The organism is Roseitranquillus sediminis, assembly GCF_016918935.1.
In the GTDB taxonomy this organism is placed as follows: Bacteria; Pseudomonadota; Alphaproteobacteria; order Rhodobacterales; family Rhodobacteraceae; genus Roseitranquillus; species Roseitranquillus sediminis.
Map to the genome: position 1 here is coordinate 96,521 of NZ_JAFFOB010000007.1, position 25,087 is coordinate 121,607.

At 70.2% G+C, this 25,087-nt stretch carries 22 protein-coding genes; 10 read left to right on the forward strand and 12 right to left on the reverse strand.

Translation table 11 applies throughout. From position 1 onward, the window contains the following. Positions 1–52: 52 nt before the first annotated feature. Positions 53–3,502 carry a chromosome segregation protein SMC gene (smc, locus tag JM664_RS03855; protein ID WP_227418591.1) on the reverse strand — a complete coding sequence of 1,150 codons (3,450 nt, stop codon included), beginning with the start codon at positions 3,500–3,502 and terminating at the stop codon, positions 53–55. A 151-nt stretch (positions 3,503–3,653) separates the two neighbouring features. On the opposite strand from smc, the gene JM664_RS03860 reads away from it, so the two are divergent. Further along, positions 3,654–4,016, forward strand: coding sequence for a CidA/LrgA family protein (locus tag JM664_RS03860; protein WP_227418592.1), 363 nt, complete (start codon positions 3,654–3,656; stop codon positions 4,014–4,016). Beyond that, positions 4,013–4,726 carry an LrgB family protein gene (locus JM664_RS03865; RefSeq protein ID WP_227418593.1) on the forward strand — a complete coding sequence of 238 codons (714 nt, stop codon included), beginning with the start codon at positions 4,013–4,015 and terminating at the stop codon, positions 4,724–4,726. Before JM664_RS03860 ends, JM664_RS03865 begins: the two co-directional genes overlap by 4 nt. A 3-nt stretch (positions 4,727–4,729) precedes the next feature. On the opposite strand, the gene JM664_RS03870 is transcribed toward JM664_RS03865, so the two are convergent. From JM664_RS03870 to JM664_RS03900, 7 genes are all read right to left on the reverse strand, one after another. Next, positions 4,730–6,352 (reverse strand): thiamine pyrophosphate-binding protein, encoded by a 1,623-nt coding sequence (locus JM664_RS03870; protein WP_227418594.1) that lies wholly within the window; start codon positions 6,350–6,352, stop codon positions 4,730–4,732. Further along, positions 6,349–7,164 carry an NAD-dependent epimerase/dehydratase family protein gene (locus JM664_RS03875; protein ID WP_227418595.1) on the reverse strand — a complete coding sequence of 272 codons (816 nt, stop codon included), beginning with the start codon at positions 7,162–7,164 and terminating at the stop codon, positions 6,349–6,351. Before JM664_RS03875 ends, JM664_RS03870 begins: the two co-directional genes overlap by 4 nt. Before the next feature lie 80 nt (positions 7,165–7,244). Further along, the gene (locus tag JM664_RS03880) at positions 7,245–7,898 is read right to left on the reverse strand and encodes an ATP-binding cassette domain-containing protein (protein ID WP_227418596.1); all 654 of its coding nucleotides are present in this window, start codon (positions 7,896–7,898) and stop codon (positions 7,245–7,247) included. Further along, positions 7,891–9,549, reverse strand: a complete 1,659-nt coding sequence (locus tag JM664_RS03885) for an ABC transporter permease (RefSeq protein WP_227418781.1) — start codon at positions 9,547–9,549, stop codon at positions 7,891–7,893. The genes JM664_RS03880 and JM664_RS03885 overlap by 8 nt, the downstream gene beginning before the upstream one ends. A gap of 85 nt (positions 9,550–9,634) precedes the next feature. Next, on the reverse strand, positions 9,635–10,837 hold the full coding sequence (locus tag JM664_RS03890; RefSeq protein ID WP_227418597.1) for an ABC transporter substrate-binding protein: 1,203 nt from the start codon (positions 10,835–10,837) through the stop codon (positions 9,635–9,637). Position 10,838: 1 nt separating this feature from the next. After that, positions 10,839–11,471 carry a CDP-alcohol phosphatidyltransferase family protein gene (locus JM664_RS03895; RefSeq protein ID WP_227418598.1) on the reverse strand — a complete coding sequence of 211 codons (633 nt, stop codon included), beginning with the start codon at positions 11,469–11,471 and terminating at the stop codon, positions 10,839–10,841. A gap of 198 nt (positions 11,472–11,669) precedes the next feature. Next, the gene (locus JM664_RS03900) at positions 11,670–11,924 is read right to left on the reverse strand and encodes an Lrp/AsnC ligand binding domain-containing protein (protein WP_227418599.1); all 255 of its coding nucleotides are present in this window, start codon (positions 11,922–11,924) and stop codon (positions 11,670–11,672) included. A 710-nt stretch (positions 11,925–12,634) separates the two neighbouring features. Between JM664_RS03900 and JM664_RS03905 the strand changes: the two genes are divergently transcribed. The 3 genes from JM664_RS03905 to JM664_RS03915 all read left to right on the forward strand — a co-directional run bounded on the left by JM664_RS03905 (position 12,635) and on the right by JM664_RS03915 (position 15,232). Next, entirely contained in the window at positions 12,635–13,261 is a 627-nt protein-coding gene (locus JM664_RS03905; protein ID WP_227418600.1) for a 2-dehydro-3-deoxy-6-phosphogalactonate aldolase, read from the forward strand. Next, entirely contained in the window at positions 13,258–14,118 is an 861-nt protein-coding gene (locus tag JM664_RS03910) for an SMP-30/gluconolactonase/LRE family protein (protein WP_227418601.1), read from the forward strand. Before JM664_RS03905 ends, JM664_RS03910 begins: the two co-directional genes overlap by 4 nt. A gap of 124 nt (positions 14,119–14,242) precedes the next feature. Continuing rightward, positions 14,243–15,232: an aldose epimerase family protein gene (locus JM664_RS03915; protein ID WP_227418602.1), complete on the forward strand. Its 990-nt coding sequence runs from the start codon at positions 14,243–14,245 to the stop codon at positions 15,230–15,232. A gap of 4 nt (positions 15,233–15,236) precedes the next feature. On the opposite strand, the gene JM664_RS03920 is transcribed toward JM664_RS03915, so the two are convergent. From JM664_RS03920 to JM664_RS03935, 4 genes are read right to left on the reverse strand one after another with little or no spacing between them, the layout of a single operon-like run. Beyond that, positions 15,237–17,048 carry an ABC transporter ATP-binding protein gene (locus tag JM664_RS03920; protein ID WP_264465502.1) on the reverse strand — a complete coding sequence of 604 codons (1,812 nt, stop codon included), beginning with the start codon at positions 17,046–17,048 and terminating at the stop codon, positions 15,237–15,239. A 1-nt stretch (position 17,049) separates the two neighbouring features. Continuing rightward, positions 17,050–18,024: an ABC transporter permease subunit gene (locus JM664_RS03925; protein ID WP_227418604.1), complete on the reverse strand. Its 975-nt coding sequence runs from the start codon at positions 18,022–18,024 to the stop codon at positions 17,050–17,052. Next, positions 17,993–18,916: an oligopeptide ABC transporter permease OppB gene (gene oppB, locus JM664_RS03930; protein WP_227418605.1), complete on the reverse strand. Its 924-nt coding sequence runs from the start codon at positions 18,914–18,916 to the stop codon at positions 17,993–17,995. The genes JM664_RS03925 and oppB overlap by 32 nt, the downstream gene beginning before the upstream one ends. 43 nt (positions 18,917–18,959) lie before the next feature. Continuing rightward, positions 18,960–20,588 carry a peptide ABC transporter substrate-binding protein gene (locus JM664_RS03935; protein ID WP_227418606.1) on the reverse strand — a complete coding sequence of 543 codons (1,629 nt, stop codon included), beginning with the start codon at positions 20,586–20,588 and terminating at the stop codon, positions 18,960–18,962. Positions 20,589–20,851: 263 nt separating this feature from the next. Between JM664_RS03935 and JM664_RS03940 the strand changes: the two genes are divergently transcribed. The 5 genes from JM664_RS03940 (at position 20,852) to JM664_RS03960 (ending at position 25,083) form a co-directional block, all read left to right on the forward strand. Further along, entirely contained in the window at positions 20,852–21,892 is a 1,041-nt protein-coding gene (locus JM664_RS03940) for a TRAP transporter substrate-binding protein (RefSeq protein WP_227418607.1), read from the forward strand. Beyond that, positions 21,889–22,401, forward strand: a complete 513-nt coding sequence (locus tag JM664_RS03945) for a TRAP transporter small permease (RefSeq protein ID WP_227418608.1) — start codon at positions 21,889–21,891, stop codon at positions 22,399–22,401. The genes JM664_RS03940 and JM664_RS03945 overlap by 4 nt, the downstream gene beginning before the upstream one ends. Continuing rightward, positions 22,398–23,753 (forward strand): TRAP transporter large permease, encoded by a 1,356-nt coding sequence (locus JM664_RS03950; RefSeq protein ID WP_227418609.1) that lies wholly within the window; start codon positions 22,398–22,400, stop codon positions 23,751–23,753. Before JM664_RS03945 ends, JM664_RS03950 begins: the two co-directional genes overlap by 4 nt. 285 nt (positions 23,754–24,038) lie before the next feature. Further along, complete coding sequence (locus JM664_RS03955; protein WP_227418610.1) at positions 24,039–24,575, forward strand: CoxG family protein; 537 nt, start codon at positions 24,039–24,041, stop codon at positions 24,573–24,575. A gap of 22 nt (positions 24,576–24,597) precedes the next feature. Continuing rightward, positions 24,598–25,083 (forward strand): (2Fe-2S)-binding protein, encoded by a 486-nt coding sequence (locus JM664_RS03960; RefSeq protein WP_227418611.1) that lies wholly within the window; start codon positions 24,598–24,600, stop codon positions 25,081–25,083. Positions 25,084–25,087 lie beyond the last annotated feature (4 nt).

A 25,087-nucleotide genomic window follows, 5' to 3' on the forward strand; every position in this document is an offset into this window, starting at 1 on the left:
CAACCCCCGGCAAGCGCGCCAGCGCGCAGTCCGGGGGGCGGGAGCGCCCCAGTCAGGCCACCAGGCTCTCGGCCGCGCGCAGGTCCACGCTCACGAGCTGGCTCACCCCCTGCTCGCCCATCGTGACGCCGAACAGGCGGTCCATCCGCGACATCGTCACCGCGTGGTGCGTGATGATGAGAAAGCGGGTGTCGGTCCGCCGGGTCATCTCGTCGAGCAGGTTGCAGAACCGCGTGACGTTCGCGTCGTCGAGCGGCGCGTCGACCTCGTCGAGAACGCAGATAGGCGCGGGGTTCGCCAGGAACACGGCGAAGATCAGGGCCAGCGCCGTCAGCGTCTGCTCTCCGCCGGACAGGAGCGAAAGCGCGCTCAGCTTCTTGCCCGGCGGCTGGCAGAGGATCTCCAGCCCCGCCTCCAGCGGGTCGTCGCTCTCCACCAGCTCCAGCCGCGCCTCCCCGCCGCCGAAGAGGTGGGTGAAGAGCGTCGCAAAGTTCTCGTTGACCTGCTCGAACGCGGTCAGCAACCGCTCGCGCCCCTCGCGGTTCAGCCCGGCGATGCCGTGGCGAAGGGCGCAGATGGCCTCCTCGAGGTCCGCCTTCTCGGACAGGAGCATGTCATGCTCCTCCCGCACGCTTCGCGCATCCTCCTCGGCGCGCAGGTTCACCGCGCCCAGCGCGTCGCGCCTGTGGCGCAGGCCCGAGATCTCGTGCTCGATCTCCGAGGCGGTGCGGGCGCCGGTCGCGGCCTCGCCCAGCCGCTCGGCAAGCGCTTCCGGCGTCGCCTCCGCCTCGTCCGCGATGCGCGCGACGGCGGCGCCTGCAGCCTCGCCGGCCGCCTCCGCCCGCGCCTGCCGCGCCGCGCGGGCCTCGCGCGCCGCGCCCGCCCTGCGCTCCGCCTCGCGCGCCGCGTTTTCCGCCGCCCGCTCGGCCGTCTCCGCGGCGGCGAGCGCATCGTCCGCCTTGCGCCGCCGCCCTTCGGCCGTCTCAACCGCCTGCCGCAGGCGCGCTTCCTCCTCCGCCAGCGCCGCCGGCGCCGCTTCCGCCGCGGCCAGTTCCGCCGCCGCCTTCTCCCGCCGCGCGCGCAGGTCCGCTAGCCTGCTCTCGGCAGTCTCCAGCCGCCGGCTCCAGGTCTCGCGGTCGGCGGCAATGCCCTTCAGCCGCCGCTCCCGCGCCTCGCCTGCCCGGCGCAGCTCGTCGTGCGCGGAGCGGCGCGTCAGCATGGCCAGCCGCACCGCCTCCACCGTGGTCTTCGCCTCGTCGATTGCCGCGCGCGCGGCGGTGAGGTCGCCGAGCCCGTGAAGCGCAGCCTCGGCCTCGGCCAACCGGCCGCGCGCCTGCTCCGCCTCGCGCGCATGGCGGACACCGGACTGCTCGGCCCCTTCCAGACGCTGCTGGGCCGAGTTCCGTTCCGCCTCCGCCCGCGACAGCGCCCGCGCGGCGGCGCTTGCCGCCTCCTCGGCGGCACGGCGCACCTCTCTGTGGCGGCGCTCGTCCCGGACCAGCGCATCGAGCCGCTCGCGCGCCGCCTCATGATCGCGCGCGGTCGTCTCCAGGGCCGCTTGCGCCTTGGCCAGCGCCGCCTCCAGTTCAGCCAGCCGGTTCGCCTGCTGCAGCCTCAACGTGGCACGCGAGGCGGCGCTCGCCGCAACCGTCCGGAGCCCGTCCCAGCGCCAGAGGTCACCCTCGACGCTGACCAGTCGCTGCCCCGGCCGGAGCGCCGGCTGCAGTCGCGCCCCGTCGCTGCGCGCGACGAGGAACGTCCGGGTCAGGCGCCGCGTCAGCAGGGACGGCCCTTCCACCAGCTCCGCGAGCGGCCGGGCGCCCGGCGGCGCCTCCTGGGGCCCGAGATCGGGCAGCGCCGCCCAGCCCGGCCCGTCGCCCTCGGCAAGCGGTGCCTCCAGATCGTCGGCCAGCGCCGCCCCCAGCGCCGCCTCAAAGCCGGACGCAACCGATACGCTGTCGAGCAGGCGGTTGCCAGACGCCCGCTCCTGCCGGAGCAGCCGCTCCAGCGCCGCCGTCTCGGCCTCCAGCGTCTTCGCCTCGCGCGCGGCCGCCGCATGGGCCGCCCCAGCGTCCGCCTCGCGGGCCTGCACGTCCGCGCGCGCGGCGTCCGTCTCGGCCAGCGCCTCGTCGGCCGCGCCGGCCGCCTCGACCGCCGCGCCGCGCCGCGCCTCGGTCTCGTCGCACGCCGCCGCCGCCCGGCGCAGCGCCTCGCGCGCAGTCTCCTGTGCCTGCCTGGCCCCCTCGACCTCCGCCTCGGCGCGTGACACCGCTGTACGGCTCTCGGCAGCGGCGCGCTCCATGGACTGGCGCCGCGCCACAAGGACCGCCATCTTCTCCGTCATGTCCGAGAGCGCATCCTCGTGCTCGCGCAGGGTCTCCGCCGCATCCTCGGCGGCGTGCGCGGCCTCGGCCAGCTGGTCGTCGTGCCCCTCCGCCTCGTCCCGCAGTCGCCGCGCCTCGTCATCAAGCCTTTGCAGCGTGCCCGTCGCGTCGCCGTTCAGCGACTCCTCGCGCTCGACGTCCCGCTCGAGCTGCGCCGCCCGGCCGGTCAGCGTGCGGATCGCCGTCTCCGCCGCCTCGCGCCGGCTTTTGAGCGTGTCACGCTCCACGTCGAGGCGCTGCATCAGCGCGCCCGCGATTGCCGCCTCCTCGCGCAGCGGCGGCAGCGCCTCGGCCGCCTGTTCCCGCGCGGCGGCGGCGGCGCGGGCGGCGCGCTCGGCCTCGGACGCCGCGCGGAGGGCCTCGGCCAGCTCCGCCTCGGCGGCAGTCCGCTGGTCCTCGGCATCGCGCCAGCGCCGCCAGAGCAGCACGCCCTCCGCCTGCCGGAGCGCGGCGCCGATTTCGCGGTACTTCGCCGCCTGCCGCGCCTGCCGCGCCAGCGAGCCGAGTTGCGACGCGAGCTGCTCGACCACGTCATCGACCCGCGCAAGGTTCGTCTCCGCCCCGTTCAGCTTCAGCTCGGCCTCGTGCCGCCGCTGGTAGAGGCCGGAGATGCCCGCCGCCTCCTCCAGGATGCGGCGCCGCGCCACCGGCTTGGCGTTGATCAACTCGCTGATCTGCCCCTGCCGCACCAGCGCCGGCGAGTGCGCGCCGGTCGAGGCGTCGGCGAAGAGCATCTGAACGTCGCGCGCCCGCACGTCGCGCCCGTTGGCCTTGTACGCCGAGCCGGCGTCCCGCGTGATCCGCCGCACGACCTCCAGCACGTCGCTGTCGTTGAAGCCTTGCGGCGCGCGTCGCTCGGAATTGTCGACGAGCAGCGCGACCTCGGCGAAATTGCGCGCGGGCCGCGTGGCGGCGCCGGCGAAGATCACGTCCTCCATCCCGCCGCCGCGCATCGCTGTCGGGCGGTTCTCGCCCATTACCCACCGCAGCGCCTCGAGCAGGTTCGATTTGCCGCAGCCGTTCGGGCCGACGACGCCGGTCAGCCCCTCGGCGATCGTCAAATCTGTGGGGTCGACGAAGCTCTTGAAGCCCGTCAGACGAAGGCGGTTGAAACGCATGGACTGCCCGTTCCTCGTGCGTTTTTTCTTTTCAGCCTCGTTCACGCGCGGGGCGCTTGTCAAGATCGGGTGTCGGACCCGACATGTTGGCCCGAGATATGGGCGTGGATGGCGGATGACGCGGCGGACGGCGTGACCTAAGACTCGCGTCATGGTCGCCGGGCTCGCCATCCTCCTCAGCTTCCAGCTCGCAGGCGAAATTGCGTCGCGTGCGCTGGGCCTGCCGGTCCCGGGGCCGGTGCTGGGCCTCGGCCTGCTGCTGGCCGCACTGGCGCTGCTGCCGGATCTGGCGGAGCGGGTGGCGCCGACGGCGCGCGTCCTGCTCGCCAACCTGTCGCTGCTCTTCGTGCCGGCCGGCGTGGGCGTCGTGGGCCACCTCGACCGGCTGGGCGAGGACGGCGTGGCGATCTTCGCGGCGATCCTCGTCAGCACCGTGCTTGCGCTGCTCGTCGCGGTCGGCACGTTTCTCGCCGTCCGCCGCCTCGTCGGTGCCGAGGATGGTGAGAGCCAATGAACGACATCACGGGGCTCTGGAGCTATCTCTCGCAAGAGCCACTGCTGTGGCTGACTGCGACCATCCTCGCCTACCTCGCGGGCGACGCGGCGTTCCGCGCCGCGGGACGGCGGCCGCTGGTCAATCCGGTCCTGGTGGCGGTGGTGATCCTGGCGCTGCTCCTCTGGATCAGCCGCACGCCCTATCAAACCTACTTCAAGGGTGCGCAGTTCGTCCACTTCATGCTCGGGCCGGCGACGGTTGCGCTGGCCGTGCCGCTCTGGACCAACGCGGCGCGGGTCCGGCGGACGCTCCTGCCCATCGCCGCGGCGCTTGTCGCCGGCTCGCTGACGGCAATACTGAGCGCGCTGGGCGTGGCGGCGGCGCTCGGGGTGCGGGGCGAGGCGCTTCTGTCACTCGCGCCAAAGTCGGCCACCGCGCCGGTGGCCCTCGGAATATCGGAGCAGATCGGCGGCTCGCCGACGCTGACCGCGGTGCTCGTCATCCTGACCGGCATCACCGGCGCCATCGTGGTGACGCCGCTGATGGACGCCCTCCGCGTCCGCGACTGGCGCGCGCGCGGCTTCGCCGTGGGCGTGGCGAGCCACGGGATCGGCACCGCCCGCGCCTTTCAGGTGAATGAGACGGCCGGTGCGTTCGCGGGCATCGGCATGGGTCTCAACGCGCTCCTGACGGCGATCCTCGTCCCACTCATCGCCGGCTGGCTCTAGCCGTCAGGCCGGCAGGTCGGCACCTGTCGACAGCGTGCGCGGGTCGAGCCGCAGGTGCAGGATCGCCGGACGTTCCGCCGCCAGCGCCCGGTCGAGCGCGGCGGGGAAGTCCGCATCCCGCTGCACCGTCTCGCCGTGGCCGCCATGGGCGCGGGCCAGCGCGGCGAAGTCGGGGTTGATGAGGTCGGTGCCGGAAACGCGGCCGGGATAGGCCCGCTCCTGGTGCATCCGGATCGTGCCGTAGCGGCCGTTGTCGCAGACCAGGACCACCACGTTCGCGCCATGCTGCACGGCGGTGGCGAATTCGTTGCCGGTCATCTGGAAGCAGCCGTCGCCGGCGAGACAGACCACCGGCACCTCCGGCCGCTCCAGCTTGGCGGCGATGGCGGCGGGCAGGCCGTAGCCCATGCTGCCGCTCGTCGGGGAGACCTGCGTGCCATAGCGCCGCCAGCGGAAGTAGCGGTGCAGCCACGCCGCGTAGTTACCCGCGCCGTTCGTCACGATCGCCTCGGTCGGCAGGCGCTCGGCCAGCCGCGCTACGACCTCCTCCATCCGAAGGGCGCCGGGCGTGCGGCGCTGGCTCTGCCACGCATCGTAGTCCGCCCGCGCCTGCTCCATCGACCCGTCGCTTCGCGGGCGCGGCTCGGGTGCGGCCAGCGCCGCCACCGCGTCGGGCGCGCGGGCGGTGATCGTCAACGCCGTGCGGTAGACGGTGCCGGGCAGGTCCGGCGCAGGGTGGACATGGACGATGGCCGGCGGCTCCGCAGGACGGATCGTCTCGTAGCCGGCGGTCACGATGTCGCCGAGGCGCGTCCCAAGCGCCAGCACCAGGTCGGCCTCCGCCAGCCGCCGAACCAGCGCCGGGTTGGCGCCGACACCAAGGTCACCGGCATAGGCGGGCGAGGTATTGTCGATTCGGTCCTGCCGCCGAAAGGCCACCGCGACCGGCACGCGCCAGCCCTCGGCAAAGCGGGCGAGATCGTCCGCCGCCCGCTGCGACCATTCGGGGCCGCCGGCGACGATCAGCGGCCGCTCGGCCCGCGCCAGCATCTCCAGCGCCTCGTCCACCGCCGCCGGGTCAACCGCCTGCCGCGCCGTCCCCGTCGGAGGCAAGTCCGGCACATCGGCCTCGGCCGACAACACGTCCTCGGGCAGCGCCAGCACCACCGGCCCCGGACGCCCCGACTGCGCGACGTGGAAAGCGCGCATGACGTATTCCGGCAGGCGCTCCGTCTCGTCCACCTCGGCCACCCACTTGGAGAGGCCGCCGAAGACGGCGCGGTAGTCGAGCTCCTGGAACGCTTCGCGGTCGCGGTGGCCGCGGGCGATTTGGCCCACGAAGAGGATCATCGGCGTCGAGTCCTGCCGCGCCACGTGCACGCCCGCCGCCGCGTTCGTCGCCCCCGGCCCACGGGTGACGAAGGCGACGCCGGGCCGCCCGGTCAGCTTGCCAGTCGCGTCCGCCGCCATCGCCGCCGCTCCCTCGTGACGGCAGACGACGTTCTGAACGCCGGTGTCGTGGAAGCCGTCGAGGGCCGCGAGGAAGCTCTCGCCCGGAATCGAGAACACGCGCCGGACCCCGTGCAGGGCCAGCGCATCGGCGAGTATCCGGCCACCGTGCCTCATCGCGCGGACCAGAGGGCGCGGTCGAGGTCGCCGTCGAACTCCTCGGCGGCGAACATGCCGCCCTGGAACGCGTCGGCCACGGGGTCTCGCTCGGTCTCCTCCGCAAGGCTTCGCGGCGACTCGTAATCCTCGGCCGCGTGCTTCGGGCGGTACCCGAGGCGGAAGGCCGGCTCGTTGTCCCAGAAGTTGCGCGTGTTGTGCGACGCGCCGAACACTATCTGGTTGTGGATGTCGGGATGCTCCAGCCCGATCGTGCAGAGCTGGAAGAAGTCCTCCGGGTGCAGCCAGATCTGCTGCAGCCGCGCGTCCACGGGTTCGGGCACGCACTGACCGATGCGGACTGAAAGGGTACGGATGCCGAACTTGTCGGCGTAGAACGAGGCCAGCCCCTCGCCGAAAACCTTGCTCAGCCCATAGCGCGTGTCGGGCCGGGTCGGATCGTCCGGCCCAATGCGGCGGTGGCGGGGATAGAAGCCGATGGCGTGGATCGAGGAGGCGAAGACCACGCGGTTGACCCCCGCCCCGCGCGCCGCCTCGTAGAAGGTGTAGAGGCCGTCGATGTTGGACTTCAGCACCGTCTGCCAGTCATCCTCGACCGACTGGCCGCCCAGGTGGATGATGCCGTCCACCCCCTCCATCGCGGCGTCGAGCGCGGCGCGATCGGTGAGGTCGGCGGGGCGCGAGCTTTCGCCCTCCTGCAGGTCCTCGACCTCGCTCCGCGAACTCAACACCACGTCCCCGTAGCGCTCGCGCAGCATCGGGCGGATGAAGCCCGCCACCTCTCCGGTCGCGCCGGTCATCAGGACTTTCATGTCGCCTCCCTCCTGTCGCCCCGGCATGGTTCGCACCCGGGTTCGCAGACGTAAAGGTCGAGCGGCGGCACGGTTCCGGTTCAGCCGGCGCGCGCGTCGGAGCCGATCCGCACCACCGGACCGCTCGCGGCCGCGGCGTCGTCGGCGTCGTGCGTGACCATGAGGACCGGCAGGCCTCGCGCCCGCGCTCGCTCGATGACGAGGCCGCGGACCTGCGCGCGCAGCTCGGCGTCGAGGCCGGAGAAAGGCTCGTCGAGGAGGAGCGCCCGGGGCTGCGACAGGAGCGTGCGCATCAGCGCCACGCGCGCCTTCTGTCCGCCCGACAGGGTCGCGGGATCGCGCGGTCCGTAGCCCGCGAGGCCGAACTCGTCGAGCGCCGCCTCCACCGCCGCCGCGCGCTCGGCGCCTCGCGGCGGCCGGGCGAGGCCGAATGCGAGGTTCTGCGCGACGCTGAGGTGGGGAAAGAGCAGGTCGTCCTGGAAGAGGATCCCGACATGCCGCCGCTCGGGCGGCAGCGCCGTCAGGTCGCGCCCGTCGAGCAGCACCCGCCCCTCCAGCCGGAACTCCGGCGGCAGCACGCCCACGATGGCGGCGAGGAGCGTCGACTTGCCCGATCCCGACGGTCCCATCACCGACAGCACCTCGCCCGGCGCCACGATAAGGTCGAGCCGCAGCATCGGTCCGCCGGCGCCGAGGATCGCCAGCCGGTCGAGCCGCAGCCCCGCCTCAGCCATGCCGCAGCCCCCGCCGCTGCGCGAAGACGAGCCGCGGCACCGCGAGCGCCAGCGCGAAGGGCAGAAGCGCCGCCGCGGTCTGCGCCAGCGCATAGGCGCCGATCGCGCGCCGGTCGCCGCCGGAGGCGAGCGCCACCGCCTCGGTCGTCAGGCTCTGCACCCGGCCGCCGCCGATCAGGAGCGTCGGGAGGTACTGCCCCACAGACACGGCGAAGCCCACCGCGGCGGCGGTCAGCACCGGAGCGAGCAGCATCGGCAGCCGCACTGCCCAGAGCACCCGGTCGGGACCCGCGCCCAGGGCATGGGCGACGGTGCCGTGACGCGAGTCCCAAGCCCGGAACGGATCGCCGAGCGAGAGGAAGACGTAGGGCAGCACGAAGACCACGTGCGCCGCGATCACTGCGTCAAGGCCGGTGCTTGCGCCCGCCTGCAGCATCAGCATCTGGAGCCCCGGCAGGAAGGCGACCTGCGGCACCAGTAGTGGCAGGTAGAGCAGCCACATCGCCCGGCGCGTCATCCTGAGGCCGTAGCGGTGCTCGGCCTCGAGGCAGCCGATGGTGAGCACCAGCGCCGCCAGAGTCGCGACGGCGGCGATGATCCCCGTCTCCGCCGCGGTCTCGGCCAGGGCCGGCGCGAACCTCTGCCATGTGCGCAGGGTCAGGCCCTCCGGCAGCGCATCGGGATAGGTCCAGAACCCCGCGACCGACCAGAGCGCCAGGCCGGCGAGGCCCAGCAGCACGGCCGCGCCCGAGCCCGCGGCCATCGCCACCGCGATCGGGCGCACCAGTCGCATCGACGTGCCGCGGCGCCCGCTCCACACCCAGCGGCGGCCCAGGGCCGCGACTGCGAGTTCGCCCAGTCGCCAGAGGCCCAGCGCGCCGACGACCAGCGCCAGCTGCAGGACCGCGCCCGCCGCCGCGCGGAGCCGCAGTGCGAGGTCCGGGTCGCCGATCCAGCGCACGACTTGGACTGAGAGCGTCGGCGGCGTGTTCGGCCCAAGTATCACCGCGACGTCAACCACCGTCATCGAGAAGGCCAACACCACGTAGACGGGCAGCCGGATCTGCGCGTAGACGCGCGGCAGGACGACCTGGAGCCAAGCGGTCTCGCGCCCGTAGCCAAGCGATTGCGCGACGAGTACGCTGCGTCGCGCCTCGACCTGCCCGAGCGCGGCGATGGTCATCAGCATGAGAAACGGGACCTCCTTGGCAATGAGGCCCGCGATCAGCGCCAGCCCAGCGGGGTCCTGCACGATTAGCAGGTCGGGCGGCCGCTCCCATCGGGTGAGCCAGGGCGAGAGAACGCGGGCGACCCAGCCGGAGGGGGCGATCAGGAAGGCGATCCCAAACGCCGCCGCCGCGTGCGGCACCGAGAGGAGTGGGGACAGCAGGCGCTCGACGACGGCGAAGGTGCGGGTCCCCTGCCAGCAGGCCGCGATCATCGTTACGATCGCAAGCGACGCCGCCGTGGCGGCGAGGCCGGTCCAGAGGCTGAGCAGCGTCGCGCGCGGCAGGCCCGGCCAGCCGAGGAGGTCGCGGAACGCGCCGAGGCCCGGCTCGACGAGGCCTGCGGCGGGCAGAATGCCAAAGGCGGGCGCGAGCGTCCCCAAGAGACCCGCCGCGACAGGCCCGAGCATCACTGCGAGCGTCATGGCCGGCAGGAGGTGCAGCCCCCGCCGGCCGCGGCGCGGGCGCACCCGCAGCGCAGCGCCGGGCCGGGTGGCCTCCGTCATCGCTTCAGTCCGCGACGCCGTAGCGGCGGGTCCAGTCCGCTTCGATCCGCTCCATCCACGACGGGTGCGGCTCCGGCAGGATGGGCCCCAATTCCTCGGGCGGCAGCGTCGCCACGCCGAGGTCGACCCGGTCGAAGAGCTGGCGCTCCGCCGGGTCGAGCTTTTCCATCGCGAGAACTGTACCGTAGCCGAGGTGGCCCGGATCGAGCGCCCGCGCCTGCGCCTCCGGCGAGAGGAGGAAGTTCGCCACCACCATCGCCCCCTCCTTTGCGCTGGCGTTGTAGGGGATCGCCACGAAGCTGACGTTGCCGATCGAGCCGCCGTCCATGACGAACGTCCGCACCACCTCCGGCAGCTGGAAGTTCGCGATTGCGGTCGAAGCCTCGCCGGGACTGAAGGAGATCGCGAGGTCGATCTCGTCGTCGGCCATGAGCTGCAGCTGCCGCGGCCCGCTCTGCGGATAAGCGCGCCCCGAGCGCCAGAGCTGCGGCGTCAGCGCATCGAGAAAGTCCCAGAGCGGCGCCGTCACGGCCTCGTAGTCCGCCTCGTCAACCGGGTCGAGCAGCGGCGCGGTGTCCGGCGCGAGGTCGTAGAGCGCCTGCTTGAGGAAGGTCGAGCCGAGGAAGTCCGGCGGCTGCGGAAAGGTGAAGCGGCCGGGGTTGGCCTTGACCCAGGCCAGCAGCGCCCCCATGTCCGGCAGCGGCTCGGGCAGGTCGGCCGTGTCGTACATGAAGACGACCTGCGCGGCGGCCCACGGGCTCTCGTAGCCCTCGGTCGGCACGGTGAAGTCGGTGCGGACCGTCGCCCCCTCGACATCGACATGCTGCCAGTTGGGCAGCGCCTCGGCGAACGGCCCGAAGAGCAGTCGCGCCTGCTTCATCGCCGCGAAGTTCTCGCCGTTGATCCAGATGAGGTCCACGGCGCCGCCTTCGTCCCGCCCCGCCGCCTTCTCGGCCAGCACCCGACTGACTGCGTCGCCGGTGTCGGATAGCTTCACGTGCTCGACCGTGACGTCGAACTCCTCCTTCACCCGGTCGCCCACCCAAGCGATGAAGTCGTTGGTCGCCGTCGAGCCGCCCCAAGCGTTCCAGTAGACCGTCTGCCCTCGCGCCGCGTCGAGCACGGCGGGCCAGTCGGCGGGATCGGTCTTCGCCGCGGCGGGCGTGGCAAGAAGGGCTGCCGCCGCGAGGCTGAGTGCAGGTCTCATGTCAGATCTCCGTGGGTTCTTTCGTGTCGTCGGGAAACACGCGCCGCGCCAGCACCAGCCTCAGCGCGCCGGTGACGAAGCAGAGCGCGCCGAAGATCCAGGCGAGCGGCGCGAACCAGTCGGGCACGAGGCACAAGAGAACGAAGAAGCCGATCGTCTCGCTCCCCTCCAGCAGACCGCCGGTGAAGTAGAGCGACTTCACGCCGCGCACGTCGGTCCGCATCCGCCGCTTCTCGGCCAGGATGGCGAAGCCGAGGAAGCTCGTCCCGTTGAAGTAGAAGCTCGTCAGCAGGAACGCGCCCGCCGCTCCGTTCGCGGCCGGGTCGAGCCACACGAAGGCCATCGGCACGGCGCCGTAGAAGAGGAAGTCCGCCGCAATGTCGAGGTAGCCGCCGAAGGCCGTCGGCCGCGTCGCCCGCGCCACGGCTCCGTCGAGTCCGTCGGCCAGCCGACTCAGGATCAGCGGCACGAGCGCCCATCCCGGCGCGCCCGCCGCGATCAGTCCGGCGGCCGCCAGCCCGAGGACAAGGCCGAGCGCCGTCACCGCGTTGGCGCCGACGCCCAGCCGCGCGAGTGCCGCGCCCTGCCGGTCGAGCGTTGGGTCGATCAGCCTGCGAATGGACGCGTCGAGCATATGCGGGACCTAGAGCGCTTTTCCATTCATGTCGCTTCAAGCCGCCCTGCGGTTACGAGGCTGACGGAAATGTGAGCCGGCGCTCGCCCGTTCAGGCGCGCCGGGCGTTACGCCGCCCGGCGAGGCCACCCGCCGGCCGCAACGCAGCACGCCCGATTTCCGTAGGCAGGCAGTACTCGCCACGGCTTCCGCCAGTGATCATACGCCGCCGCCGGTGTGGATCGCCTTGAAGGTGATCGTGGTCAGCGAGCGCACGATACCCGGAATGTCGAGCAGCCCCTCGTTGAGGTAGACTCCGATGTCTTGGTCCTCGGGCACGTAGATCTTGGCGAGCAGGTCGAAGTCCCCGCTCGTCGAATAGAGTTCGGACGCGATCTCGCGGAGGTAGACCTCCTGCGCGACCTCGTAGGTCTTGCCCGGCTGGCAGCGCAACTGAACGAACACGCACTTCATCGGCTCGCCCTCCTCCGGTCCTTGGTTAGCGCGCGCCTGCGGCAGGCGAAAGTCGCAATGTTGCGCGAAACGCCGGGCGAGCGCACGCCAGGGTAAGGAAAATGTCACTTATCAGCCTCAGCCTGATGTGGCTTGCTGAAGGGGTGGAACGATTGCCGGCAGAATTGCGCCTCCCCGCCACGCGTCACCCTGAAATGGCGAGTGGCGGATAGGCAATGGCCTGACCTAAGGTCGCCGCGGCCAAAGTCCTGACTCGCGCGGGACGGGCGATTGCGACGAAGGTCGACGAACTCGGCGAAAGCCGGGCTGGGCGGAAGGTGGCGGCTGAGGTTGGGAAATGCTGCCTTCCGCCCAAGATGGCCGTCGGACCGGGAAAGGCGGCGACCAGGTCACAGGATGTCATCCTGCACCCGCGCCTCCAAGCCAATCAAACAGAAAATTTGATCATCTTCTCGGGCCCGCGCGGAGGCAGCGTCATCCGTCGATCGCGCCAGGCGTGCCAGTTGAAACGGGAAGCCGCGCATCCTGTCTTGCACGACATATCGGACAGAACTGCGTCTCTGCGCCTTGTCATGCCAAGGCTGACGCCAGCAAACGGTGCCAACAGAGGTGAGACTGTCGCCGTTTGCGCCCGTAACTCCTCTTCGCCGAGGTTGACGCCGCGCCGATCCACACCGCAACGTCGGACGGAGGCAAGTGTGCGAGGCTTCATGACGCCTGACGTCCCTGCGAGACCGGGCCGCCCGCTGGTCGCCATCCTGCGCGGCGTGGAGCCGTCCGAGGCGACGGGGATCGCCAGGGCGCTGGTGGAGGCCGGGATCACCTGGATCGAGGTGCCGCTCAACTCGCCCTCTCCGCTCGACTCGATCGCGGCGATGGCGCAGGCGCTGCCGGACGCGCTGATCGGCGCCGGCACCGTCCTGTGGCCGGAGGAGGTGGCGCAGGTGGCCGCAGCAGGCGGGCGCCTGGTGGTTTCGCCCGATTGCGACGCCGACGTGATTCAGGCGACAAGGCGCCTCGGCATGGTGAGCGTTCCCGGCGTGCTCACGCCCTCCGAGTGCTTCCGCGCGCTGAAGCTCGGCGCCGACGGGCTGAAGGTCTTTCCGGCGTTCCGGATGGGGCGCGACGGGCTGAAGGCGCTGCGCGCCGTCCTCCCGCCCGAGGCACAGGTCTACATGGTCGGCGGCGTCGGACCCGCCGACTTCGGCGACTGGGTCGCGGCGGGGGCGAGCGGCTTCGGGCTCGGCTCGTCGCTCTACGCGCCCGGAGACACGGCAGCCGACGTCGCATCTCGGGCGCGCGAGGCCGTTGCGGCCTGGGACGAGGCGGCGGCTTGAGCCGCGTCTGGGATGCCACTGCCTGCACGCTCGGCGAAGGGCCGCTCTGGCATCCGCTCCGGGGGCAGCTCTTCTGGTTCGACGTCGAGGGCGAGTGCCTCCTCACCCGCGACGGCGACCGGACCCGGCAGTGGAGCTTCGGCGAGCCTGTGTCGGCGGCAGGTTGGATCGACGAGACGACGCTGGTCGTCGCCTCGGCGAGCCGCCTCCTGAGGTTCGACGTCGAGAGCGGCGCGCGCGAGGATATCTGCGCACTCGAGGCGGACGACCCCGCGACGCGCTCGAACGACGGCCGGGCCGATCCGTGGGGCGGATTCTGGATCGGCACGATGGGACGGCGGCAGGAACCGCGGACTGGCAGCGTCTGGCGCTACTATAATGGCGAGATGCGACGACTGTGGGGCGGGATCACCATCAACAACGCCACCTGCTTCTCGCCGGACGGCCGCTGGGCCTATTTCGCCGACACACCGACCGGGATCGTCCGCCGCGTCGCGCTGAAGTCGGACGACGGCTGGCCAACCGCCGAGCCCGAGGACTGGCTCGACCTCCGCACTCAGAACCTGAAGCCCGACGGAGCGGTGACCGACGCCCACGGCAACTTCTGGAGCGCCCAGTTCGGCGCGGGGCGCGTCGCCTGCTACGCGCCCGACGGACGTTTCCTCAGGGCGGTGCGTTTCGATGCGCCGAACACCACCTGCCCCGCCTTCGGCGGCCCGGACCTCGACACGCTCTTCTGCACGACGGGTCGCGCCGGCCTCTCGGAAGATGATCTCGTCGCCGCCCCGGACAGCGGTCGCACCTTCGCCGCCGACGGAGTCGCCCGCGGCCGGCCCGAACCCAAGGTGATTCTGTGACAGGCGATCCACGCGCCCGGAAGAGCGGCACAAGCTCGACGCCGGGTGCGACCGCCGCGACTGCGGCCGCTGCGGCAGGGGGGTCAATCCCCCCTGTCGGAGCGCCCCCCTTGCGGCATCACGGATGACGATCGAGCGCTTCGGCGCCATGCCGGACGGTACGGTGGTCGATCGCATCGTGCTGTCGGACGGAGAGCTGACGGTAGGCCTCCTGACGCTGGGCGCGATCCTGCAGGACGTGCGGCTGCGCGGCGTGCCGCTTGGACTGACCCTCGGCTCGCCCGGTCTCGACGCCTACTTGGGTCCGATGCGCTTCCACGGCGCCGTGATCGGGCCGGTGGCCAATCGCATCGCCGGCGCGCATGCGCGGATCGACGGCGTGCCGCATCGCTTTCCAGCCAATTTCGGCTCCCACACGCTCCATTCCGGCGACGCAGGAACTCAAGGCAAGGTCTGGCGCATCGAGGCGGCCGACGTCGCCTCGGCAACCCTCGCCATCGACCTGCCGGCAGACGAAGGCGGCTTTCCCGGCAATCGCACCTTGCGCGCCACCTGGCACCTCGCGCCGCCTGCCGGAATCGAGCTGATCGTGACGGCCGAGACGGATGCGCCGACGCTCATGATGGTCGCGCACCATCCTTACTGGAACCTCGACGGGACCGACACCTGGGACGGACACGCGCTCGAGGTGGAAGCGGACCGGTACCTGCCGGCGGATGCAGTCGACCTGCCGACCGGCGAAGTCCTCGACGTCTCCGGCACGCCCTATGATTTCCGGGAGCCGCGCATCGTCCCGCGCGAGCCGCTCTACGACAACAGCCTCTGCCTGGCCGATGCCCGGCGACAGCTGACGCGTGTGGCGCGTCTTCGCGGCCGCTCGGGCCTCGCGCTCGACATCGCGACCACCGAGCCGGCGCTGCACCTCTATGGTGGCCATGGCGCCGACACCTCGGGAGTCGCCGGACATGATGGGCGGCGGTACGGGCCGCGCGCCGGCCTGGCGCTCGAGCCACAGTTCTGGCCCGCCGCGTCCGGCTACACGCACTTTCCGGACATTACCCTTCGTCCCGGAAACGACTGGCGCCAGCACACGCGCTACGACTTCGTCCGCTGAGGACTCAGATCGCCGCCTGCGTCTCGCGCTGGTCCAAGATCGTCTCCAGCGGGTCGTGCTCCGCCACGAGATGCCCCGGCGCCAACTCGCGCAGCTTCGGCGGGTGTCCCGAACCGGCTCGCGAGGGCATGAAGCGGTAGACCGCCTCGGGGTCGAGCGGCGACGGCAGCTCGCCCGGCAGGCGCAGCCGCTCGCGGGTGCGCTCCACGCGCGGGTCGGGGACCGGCACCGCGGAGATCAGCGACTGCGTGTAGGGATGGCGCGCATCCTCGTAGATCGCGTCGCGGTCGGCAAGCTCCACGATACGGCCGAGGTAGAGGACCATGATCCGGTGGCTGATCTCGCGCACCACCGAGAGGTCGTGGGAGATGAAGAGCATGGACATCCCGAACTCGGCCTGCAGCTCCTTCAGCAGCGCAACCACCTGCGCCTGGATCGAGACGTCGAGCGCCGAGACCGCCTCGTCGCAGACGATGAGCTTCGGTCGGTTGATCATCGCCCGCGCGATGCCAACCCTCTGGTTCTGCCCGCCCGACAGCTCGTGCGGATAGCGGTTGATGAGCGCGGGCTCGAGTCCCACGCGCTCCATCATCTCGGCGACCTTGATCCGCCGCTCCGAGCGGGTCAGCCCCGGCTGGAAGGTCTTGAGCGGCTCGGCGATGGACGAGGCGATGGACATCCGCGGGTCGAGGCTGGCGAGCGGATCTTGGAACACGATCTGCAGGTCGCGACGACGCTTGATCAGCTCGCGGCGCGACAGCTCGTTCAGCGGCTCGCCCAGCCAGGTGACGCGGCCGTGCGAAGGCGGGATCAGCTGCAGCACGGCGCGCGCCAGCGTGGACTTGCCGCAGCCGGACTCGCCCACGATGCCGAGCGTCTCGCCCGGCGCAACCTCGAAGCTCACCCCGTCCACCGCCCTCAGCGGCACCATTTTGGGCCAGATGCCGCCGCGGACGCGGATCGGGAAGTGCACGCGGACGTCGCGCACCTCCAGCAGCTCGCCCTCCGCGCGCACCGGCACCGCGGGTTCGGGGCTGTCGATCCGCGGCGTCGCGTCGATCAGCATGCGGGTGTAGTCGTGACGAGGCGCGTGGAAGATGTCCTCCGCCGTCCCCTCCTCGACGTACTCGCCGAGGCGCATGACCTGGATGCGGTCGCACATCCGCGCCACCACGCCCATGTCGTGGGTGATGAGCGCGATCGCGGTGCCCTCTTCGCGCTGGAGCCTCGCCATCAGGTCGAGGATTTCGGCCTGCACCGTCACGTCGAGCGCGGTGGTCGGCTCGTCCGCGATCAGGAGGCGCGGGCCGCAGAGCATGGCCATTGCGATCATCACGCGCTGGCGCATCCCGCCCGAGAGCTCGTGCGGGTACTGCCCGAGCCGCCGCTCCGCCTCGGGGATGCGGACGCGGTCGAGCCAGTCTAGGCTGAGCCGCCGGGCCTCCGCGCCGCCGAGCCTCTTGTGAAAGGACAGCACCTCGCGCATCTGGTCGCCCACCCGCAGGTGCGGCGTCAGCGCGGTCAGCGGGTCCTGGAAGATCATCGAGACGGCGTCGCCGCGCAGCCGGTTCAGGCGGTCCGCCGGGGCGTTCAGCATCTCCTGCCCGTCGAACCGGGCCGAGCCCGAGGCGCGGCCGTTCTCGGCCAGAAGGCCCATCAGCGCCATGAAGGTCTGGCTCTTGCCCGAGCCGCTTTCGCCGACGATGCCCAGGCACTCGCCCGCCGCGATGTCGAACGAGACGCCTTTGACCGCCTCGACCTCGCCGTCCGGCGTGTCGAAGCTGACGCGCATGTCGCGGACCTCGAGCAGCGCCATCTCAGCGATCCTTCGGGTCGAGCGCATCGCGCAACCCGTCGCCCACGAAGAAGAGCGAGATGATGACGACGAGGAAGAAGAAGAGCGGGAAGGCGAGCTGCCAGATCGTCCCGTAGGTGATCGTGCTCGCCCCCTCTGAGATCAGGCGCCCGAGCGACGTGTTCGGCTCCTGCACGCCGAGGCCGAGGAACGAGATGAAGCTCTCGAGCAGGATCATCTGCGGCACCAGCAGCGTCGCGAAGACCACGACCACGCCCAGCAGGTTCGGCACGATGTGGCGCAGCACCATCTTGAACCAGCCGACGCCCGCGGCATGGGCGGCCTCGACGAACTCCCGGTGGCGCAGGCTCAGCGTCTGGCCCCGGACGATCCGGCTCATGTCGAGCCACGAGATGATGCCGATGCCGACGAAGAGCATCAGGAACGACCGCTCGAACATCACCATCAGGAGAATGATGATGAACATGTACGGGATCGAGACAAGAATATCGACCGTGCGCATCATGACGTTGTCGATCCAGCCGCCGACGAAGCCCGAGGTCGCGCCGTAGAGGGTGCCGATGACCACGGCGACAAAGGCGCCAATGACGCCGACGATGAGCGAGGTGCGGGTGGCCTGGATGGTCCGGGCGTAGAGGTCGCGGCCAATCGGGTCGAGGCCGAAGTAGTGGCCGGTCTCCAGCGACGGCTGGCCCTGCACTGCAATGTCGCCCATGCGCGCCCAGTCGATCTCCTCGTTCGACCACTGGGCGAAGAACGGACCGACGAGGGTGAAGAGCACCACGAGGGCCAGGACGACCAGCGCCCCCGTCGCGGCGCGGTTGCGGATGAAGCGCCGGCCGGCGTCCTGCCAGAGCGAGCGGCCCTTGATGCGCTCGGCCTCCGCCAGCCGCTCGGCGATGCGGGCGTTCTCGACCTCGCGCGCCGTCTGCGGCGCCCGGAGGTCAATACCGGATCTTGGGGTCGAGCCAGGCATAGAGGACGTCCGCAACGAGGTTGAAGAGGATGGTCAGCGCGCCGTAGAGGATCGTGATGCCCAGCATCACCGAATAGTCGCGATTGAGCGCCGACAGCACGTAGAGCTGACCGATGCCGCCGGTCGAGAAGTAGAGGTCGATCACCACCGAGCCGGTGATCATGGCGACGAAGGTCGGGCCGAGATAGCTGACGACCGGCATCATCGCGGGCTTCATGGCGTGGCGCCAGATCACCGTCCGCTCCGGCAGGCCCTTGGCGCGCGCGGTCCGGATGAAGTTGGCGTTCAGCGTCTCGAGCATCGACGAGCGGGCGATCCGCGCGATCGATGCCATGTAGGACGTGGCCAGCGCGACGACCGGCAGGATCACGTACTGCCACTGTCCGCCGGCCCAACCGCCGCCCGGCAGCCAGCCGAGCTGCCAGGTGAAGACGATGACGAGGATCGGCGCCATCACGAAGTTCGGCAGCGCCTGCGCCGAGAAGGTCGCGCCGACGGCGATGTAGTCGAGGACCGTGTTGTGCCGGATCGCTGCCATTACGCCCAGCGCGACGCCCACCACCGTGGCCAGCACGAAGGCGATGGAACCGTATGTCAGCGTGACCGGAAAGCCCTGCTGGATGATGTCGTTCACGTCGCGGTCGCGGTAAGCGAAGGACGGGCCGAAGTCGAAGCGGGTGACGATCCCGACCAAATAGTCCCAGATCTGCTTCCACATCGGCTGGTCGAGGCCGTACTGTGCCTCGATGTTCGCCATCACCTGCGGCGGCAAGGGCCTCTCCGAGGTGAACGGGCCGCCGGGCGCGGAGAACATCAGCAGGTAGCAGATCACGACCAGCAGGATCAGGGTCGGGATCGCGACGAGCAGGCGCCTTATGATGTAGCTGGTCATCGTTCGGGCTGTCCGGAGGCGCAGGCGCCTCCGGAGACGTTCGTCACTGGGCGACCCGGTAGAGGTCCTTGGCGTACCAGTCCTGCGAGACGTTCTCGTAGGGCCAGCCCTTGATCGCCGGGTCGAGCATGAAGGCGTTGGTGTACCAGTAGATCGGTATCAGCGCCGTGTCCTCTGCCGCGAGGCGCTCCATCTCCTGGTACTGCTGCTCGGGGTCGTCGCTCGTTGCGGCTTCTTCGAAGAGCGCGTCGATCTCCGGGTTCGAGTACTTGCCGTCATTGTACTCGGACGGCGTCGTCAGCAGCTCGACGAAGGTCGAGGCCTCGTTGTAGTCGCCGCACCAGGCGGCGCGGGCGAGGTCGAACTCCTGATTGCCGCGCGCGGTCAGGTACGTGGTCCATTCCTGGTTGGCGAGCGTCGTCTCGACGCCGAGCTTCTGCTTCCACATCTGGCTCGCGGCGATGGCGATCTTCTGGTGCGCCTCGGACGTGTTGTAGATGAGCTCGAACGGCGGCGGCGGGTTGTCCGGACCGTAGCCTGCCTCCTGCATCAGTTGCTTCGCCATCTCGTCGCGCTCGGCCTGCGTCATCGTCTCCGCCTCGACCTCGGGCGGGGAGTAGCCTGCCGTCGCCTCCGGCGTGAACGTGTAGGCGGGGGGTTGGCCGCCCGCCATGATGTTCTCGACGATTACGTTACGGTCGAGCGCCAGCGACAGCGCCTTGCGGACGCGGGCGTCTTTCAGAGCCTCCGGACCGCTCTCGCTGAGGTTGATCCAGTAATAGTAGCTGCAGAGCTCCGGGACGCTGGTCGCGGCGTCGGGATGCTCTTCCTTGAGGCGCGGGAACTGGCCGGCAGGGATCAGCGTCCAGTCGACCTCGTCGGCCATCCAGCGGGTCAGAGCCTGGTTCTCGTCGTTGATGACGAGGCGTACGACGCGCTCGATGATGACGTTCTCGGCGTCCCAATATTCGGGGTTCTTCTCCATCTCCAGCCGCTCGCCGGGAACGTACTCGGTCAGCACATAGGCGCCGTTCGAGACCATGTTGCCGGGCCGGGTCCACTCGTCGCCATGCTCCTCGATCACCGCGCGCGGTGCGGGAAAAGTGGTGGCGTGGGTGACCATCTGGTCGAAGTAGGGCACACCCTCGGTCAGCGAGACCTCGAGCGTGCGGTCATCCACCGCGCGCACGCCGAGCTCGGTCGGCTCCATCTCGCCGGCGATGATCTCGGCGGCGTTCACGATCTTCATCAACTGGATGTACCACGCATATTCCGAGGCGGTGGCCGGATCGGCAGCGCGCTGCCAGGCGTAGACAAAGTCCTCCGCGGTCACAGGTTCGCCGTTCGACCAGGCGGCGTCTTCGCGAAGCGTGAAGGTCCAGGTCTTGCGATCGTCGCTCGCCTCCCACTCGGTGGCGACGCCGGGGACCACCTCGCCCTCTGCATCGGTGTTCAGCAGGCCCTCGAAGAGGTTGCGCACGATCTTGGAGCCATCCACGTCCTCGACCTTCTGCGGATCAATCGACGGACTCTCGTCCAGCGCGCGATAGACGAAGGTCTGGTCCTCTGCCAGCGTCTCGCCCGTCTCCGGGTGCGTCGCCTGCGCCCAGAGCGGGCCGGCGGCCACCGTGCCTGCGAGCAGCGCGGCGATCAGGGTTCTGCCATGTTGCATGTCGTTGCCTTTCCTCCTGTCTTGCTGGCGGCCCGGCCCTGACTTCTCTCGAGTCCCTGCGGCCCGGCGGTCAGCACTGTTATCGAGCGAAGCTAGGGCAACTTACGCCCGTTGCGATAGCTTTTCGCTACGTCAAGTCGCCTGACGCGCATTGCGCGCCGCCTGACGCAGTGGCAGCGGACGAAGCCGGCCCCGGACCATGGTGTGACGCGACCCTTTTGGGGTAACGTCCCGGCAATAGAGGTTTCGAAAGGGAGGAACCCATGAGGCTCATCCGACACGCCGCGACGCTTGCCTTCTCGACCCTGGCGCTGGGCGCCGCCGCTCACGCACAGGAGCACACTTTCAAGCTCCACCACTTCCTCGGCGCGCAGACGCCGTCGCAGACCGAAATGCTCGAGCCGTGGGCCCGTCAGGTCGAGGCGAATTCCGGCGGCCGAATCGCGATCGAGATCTACCCGGCGATGTCGCTCGGAGGTCGTCCGCCCGAGCTGATCCAGCAGGCCCGCGACGGCGTCGTCGACATCATCTGGACGGTGAACGGCTACACGCCCGGCCTCTTTCCACGTACCGAGGTGATGGAGCTGCCGACCGTCTTCACCAACGACCCCGTGGCGGCGAACCTCGCCCTCCACGACATGTTCGACAGCGACCTCGCAGAGGAGTACCAGGGCGTCGAGGTCATGTTCCTGCACACCCACCCCGGCAACGCGCTCTACACCCTCGACAGCGAGGTCGGGACGCCGGCCGACGTCGCTGGGATGAACCTGCGGATCCCGACCCGGACCGGCGCCTGGATCATCGAGGCACTGGGCGCGAACCCGGTGGCGATGCCGGTGCCGGAACTGCCGCAGTCGCTGTCGAAGGGCGTGGTCGACGGCGCCTTCATCCCCTACGAGATCGGCGCGGCGCTCAAGCTGCAGGACCAGATCGGCTATGTCGTCGAGGGTCCCGACGACAGCAAGTTCGGCAGCACCACCTTCCAGGTGTCGATGAACAAGGCCCGGTGGGACAGCCTGCCGCCGGAAATCCAGAAGGCCTTTCGCGACGCCTCGGATCGCGACTGGTGGGGCGAGGTCGGCGAGATCTGGAAGGCCACCGACGACGCGGGCCTGCAGACGATGACCGGGGCCGGCGTGACGCTGATCGAGCTCGACCCCGAGAACTACGCTGCATTCGAGACGCAGATGCAGCCGGTCGTCGATCGCTGGATCGAGGAGGTCGAAGCGAAGGGCATCGACGGCGCTACCCTCGTCGAAAAGGCGCGCGCCCTCATCGACGAGAACACGGACACCTCGATGTGAGCGACCGCCGTCGCAGCCGCGTTATCGGCGCGGCCGAGGCGCTGATCCACGGCTGGGCCATCGCCGGGGGGCTCGTCCTCCTGGCGGTGGTCCTCGTCAACGTGCTCTCGGTGCTTGGGAGCATCTTCTGGAAGCCGTTTCCGGGCGACTTCGAGCTCACCGAGATGGGCGTCGCCATCGCCGCCTTTGCCTTCCTGCCGTTCTGCCAGCTGACCGACGCGAACGTCACCGCCGACATCTTCACCGCCCGCGCATCGCAGCGCTGGATTTCGGCTTTCAGGCTCGCAGCCTCGGTCGTGGCGCTCGGCTTCGCGGTCCTTCTGGTCTGGCGGATGTATGCCGGCATGGGTGACCAGCGGACCTACGGCTACACCACGGCGATCCTGAGCGTGCCGATTTGGTGGGCCTTCGTGCCGATCCTCGTCTCGCTCGTCCTGCTCGCGATCGCCGCGCTCATCACGCTCGTCGACAACGGGCGCTCGGTCGCCTGCGGAAACCATATCGGATGATGGAAGCAACCGGCCTCGGGATCACGGGCCTCGTGATCCTGGTGGCGCTGATCGCGCTCCGGATGCCCATCGCCTATGCGATGATCCTCGTCGGCGGCGGCGGGGTGGCGCTGCTGAGCGGTCCGACCCTGCTCCTCAGCCAGCTCAAGACGCTCGCTTACGGGCAGTTCTCCATCTACGACCTCTCGGTCGTGCCGATGTTCGTGCTGATGGGCGCGGTCGCCTCGAAGGCGGGTCTAAGTCACGCGCTCTTTCGCGGCGCCAACGCCTGGCTCGGCTGGATGAAGGGCGGCACGGCAATGGCCGCCATCGCCGGTTGCGCGGGGTTCGGGGCAGTCTGCGGCTCGTCGCTGGCCACCGCCTCGACCATGGGCAAGGTCGCGCTGCCCGAGCTCAGGCGCTACAACTACTCGGGCGCGCTGGCGACCGGCTCGCTGGCGGCGGGCGGGGTGCTGGGCATCCTGATCCCCCCCTCGGTCGTGCTCATCATCTATGCGATCATCGTCGAGGCGAACATCGTCACGATGTTCATGGCAGCGATGATCCCCGGCCTGCTCGCGGTGGTGCTGTTTCTGCTGACGATCGCTGTCTACGTCGCCATCTGGCCCGAAGCCGGCCCGCGCGGCGGCTCGTCCGACCGGGCCGAGTTCATTGCCGCGACCGTCGGAGTGGTCCCGGTCCTAGTGATCTTCGGCCTCGTCCTCGGCGGCATCTACGGCGGTTTCTTCAATCCGACGCCAGCCGCGGCGGTGGGGGTGGCGCTGGTCTGGCTCTACGGCGTCGCCAGGCGGACGGTGCGCCTGCGCGAGATGAGGGAGGCGCTCTTCGAGACCGCGGGCACCACGGGCATGATCTACCTGATCCTCCTCGGAGCCGAGCTCATGAAGATCTTCATGTCGCGCATCGGCCTGCCGCAGGAGACGGCGGCCTGGATCTCGGGGAGCGGGATGGCGCCGATGACGGTGATGGTGCTGCTGCTGGTCGCGCTGATCTTACTTGGCTGCCTGATGGACAGCCTGTCGATGATCCTGCTGGTGATCCCGTTCTTCTGGCCGGTCCTCACCGATCTGAACGGCGGCCTCCATCAGATGGCCGACGGGTCGGGCTTCGGCATGTCGACGGAGGAGCTCAAGGTCTGGTTTGGCATTCTGGCGCTGATCGTCGTGGAGCTCGGGCTCATCACGCCCCCCGTCGGCATGAACGTCTTCGTCATCTCGGCGCTGGCCAAGGACACGCCGATGATCGAGACCTTCAAGGGCGTGATGCCTTTCTTCGCGGCCGAAATCCTGCGCGTGATCCTGCTGCTGGCCTTCCCGGCGCTCACGCTCTGGCTTCCAGCCGTCCTGCGCTGAGGTTCAGTCCTCGCGTGGGAGCGACAGGCAGATCGGGCCTCCGTGCGTCGGCCCAGCGATCGCGAGCGCTTGGTGCAGCTCGTCCGTCACCCGCTCGGAATGGCGCGGCTCCGAGTCTCTCCGTCCGCGCGCCTTGAACATCCGTGCTCGGTCACGGGCGTGCGCCCCGACATCATCAGGACCGGCGAGCTTAGCGCTTGACCTTCCCGTCAAGGCGGTGCTGACCTGAGTCGCGTCGCGAGAGGCCGGAAACACCCGCGCCAGCCGAAGGGAGGCACGACCGCCATGCAACTGACGGACGAGCGCGAGATTGCGGCTGATCCTGCGAGGGTTTGGGGGTGCCTCACCGATCCGGAGGTGCTGAAGCGCTGCATCCCCGGCTGCCAGGAGATGACCGGAACGCCTGACGCGGGCTACTCCGCCACCGTCGTGCAGAAGGTCGGGCCGGTAAAGGCCACGTTCCGCGGAGAGGTGAAGCTGAGCGAGGTGGTCGAGCCGGTGAGCTGTACAATCACCGGCCAGGGCAAGGGTGGGCCTGCCGGCTTTGCCAAGGGCGCCGCCGACATTGCCCTCGCTCCGAATGGCGAAGGCACTCGGCTCTCCTACGACGTCGAGGCCAAGGTGGGCGGCAAGCTCGCCCAGCTCGGAAGCCGGCTGATCGACGGCTTCGCCAGGAAGATGGCCGACGAGTTCTTCGACCGGTTCAAGGCCGAGGTCGAGGACGGGGCGCTCGCGTCCGCCGGAACGGCTGCGGCGGCGGCCCCGGCAGCCGACGCCTCCATCAGCGATGCGGACGAGGTCGAGCGCCTGACTACCCGCTGAGACGCCCCCACCAGGAGATACGATGACGCGTGTGACGATTACCGTGAACGGCCGCGAGCGGTCGGCCGAAGTCGAGGGCCGGACGCTGCTCGTCGAACTCCTGCGCGAGGGGCTGGGACTGACCGGCACTCATGTCGGCTGCGACACCAGCCAGTGCGGCGCCTGCGACGTGCATGTCGACGGCCTGCTGGTGAAATCCTGCGCCATGTTCGCGGTCGAGTGCGACGGGGCCGAGGTCACGACGATCGAGGGGATGGCGAACGCCGACGGCACGTTGGGCCGGGTGCAGCAGGCCTTCCAGAACCACCATGGGCTGCAATGCGGCTTCTGCACGCCCGGCATGGTGATGGCGGCCGCCGCGCTCCTGAAGGACAACCCCCAGCCGAGTGAGGCGGAGGTGCGTTACTATCTCGACGGCAACATCTGCCGCTGCACGGGATACCACAATATCGTCAAGGCCGTCATGGCCGCGAGCGGGCAGGACGTTCCCGCCTGCGCCGCCGGATAGTCGC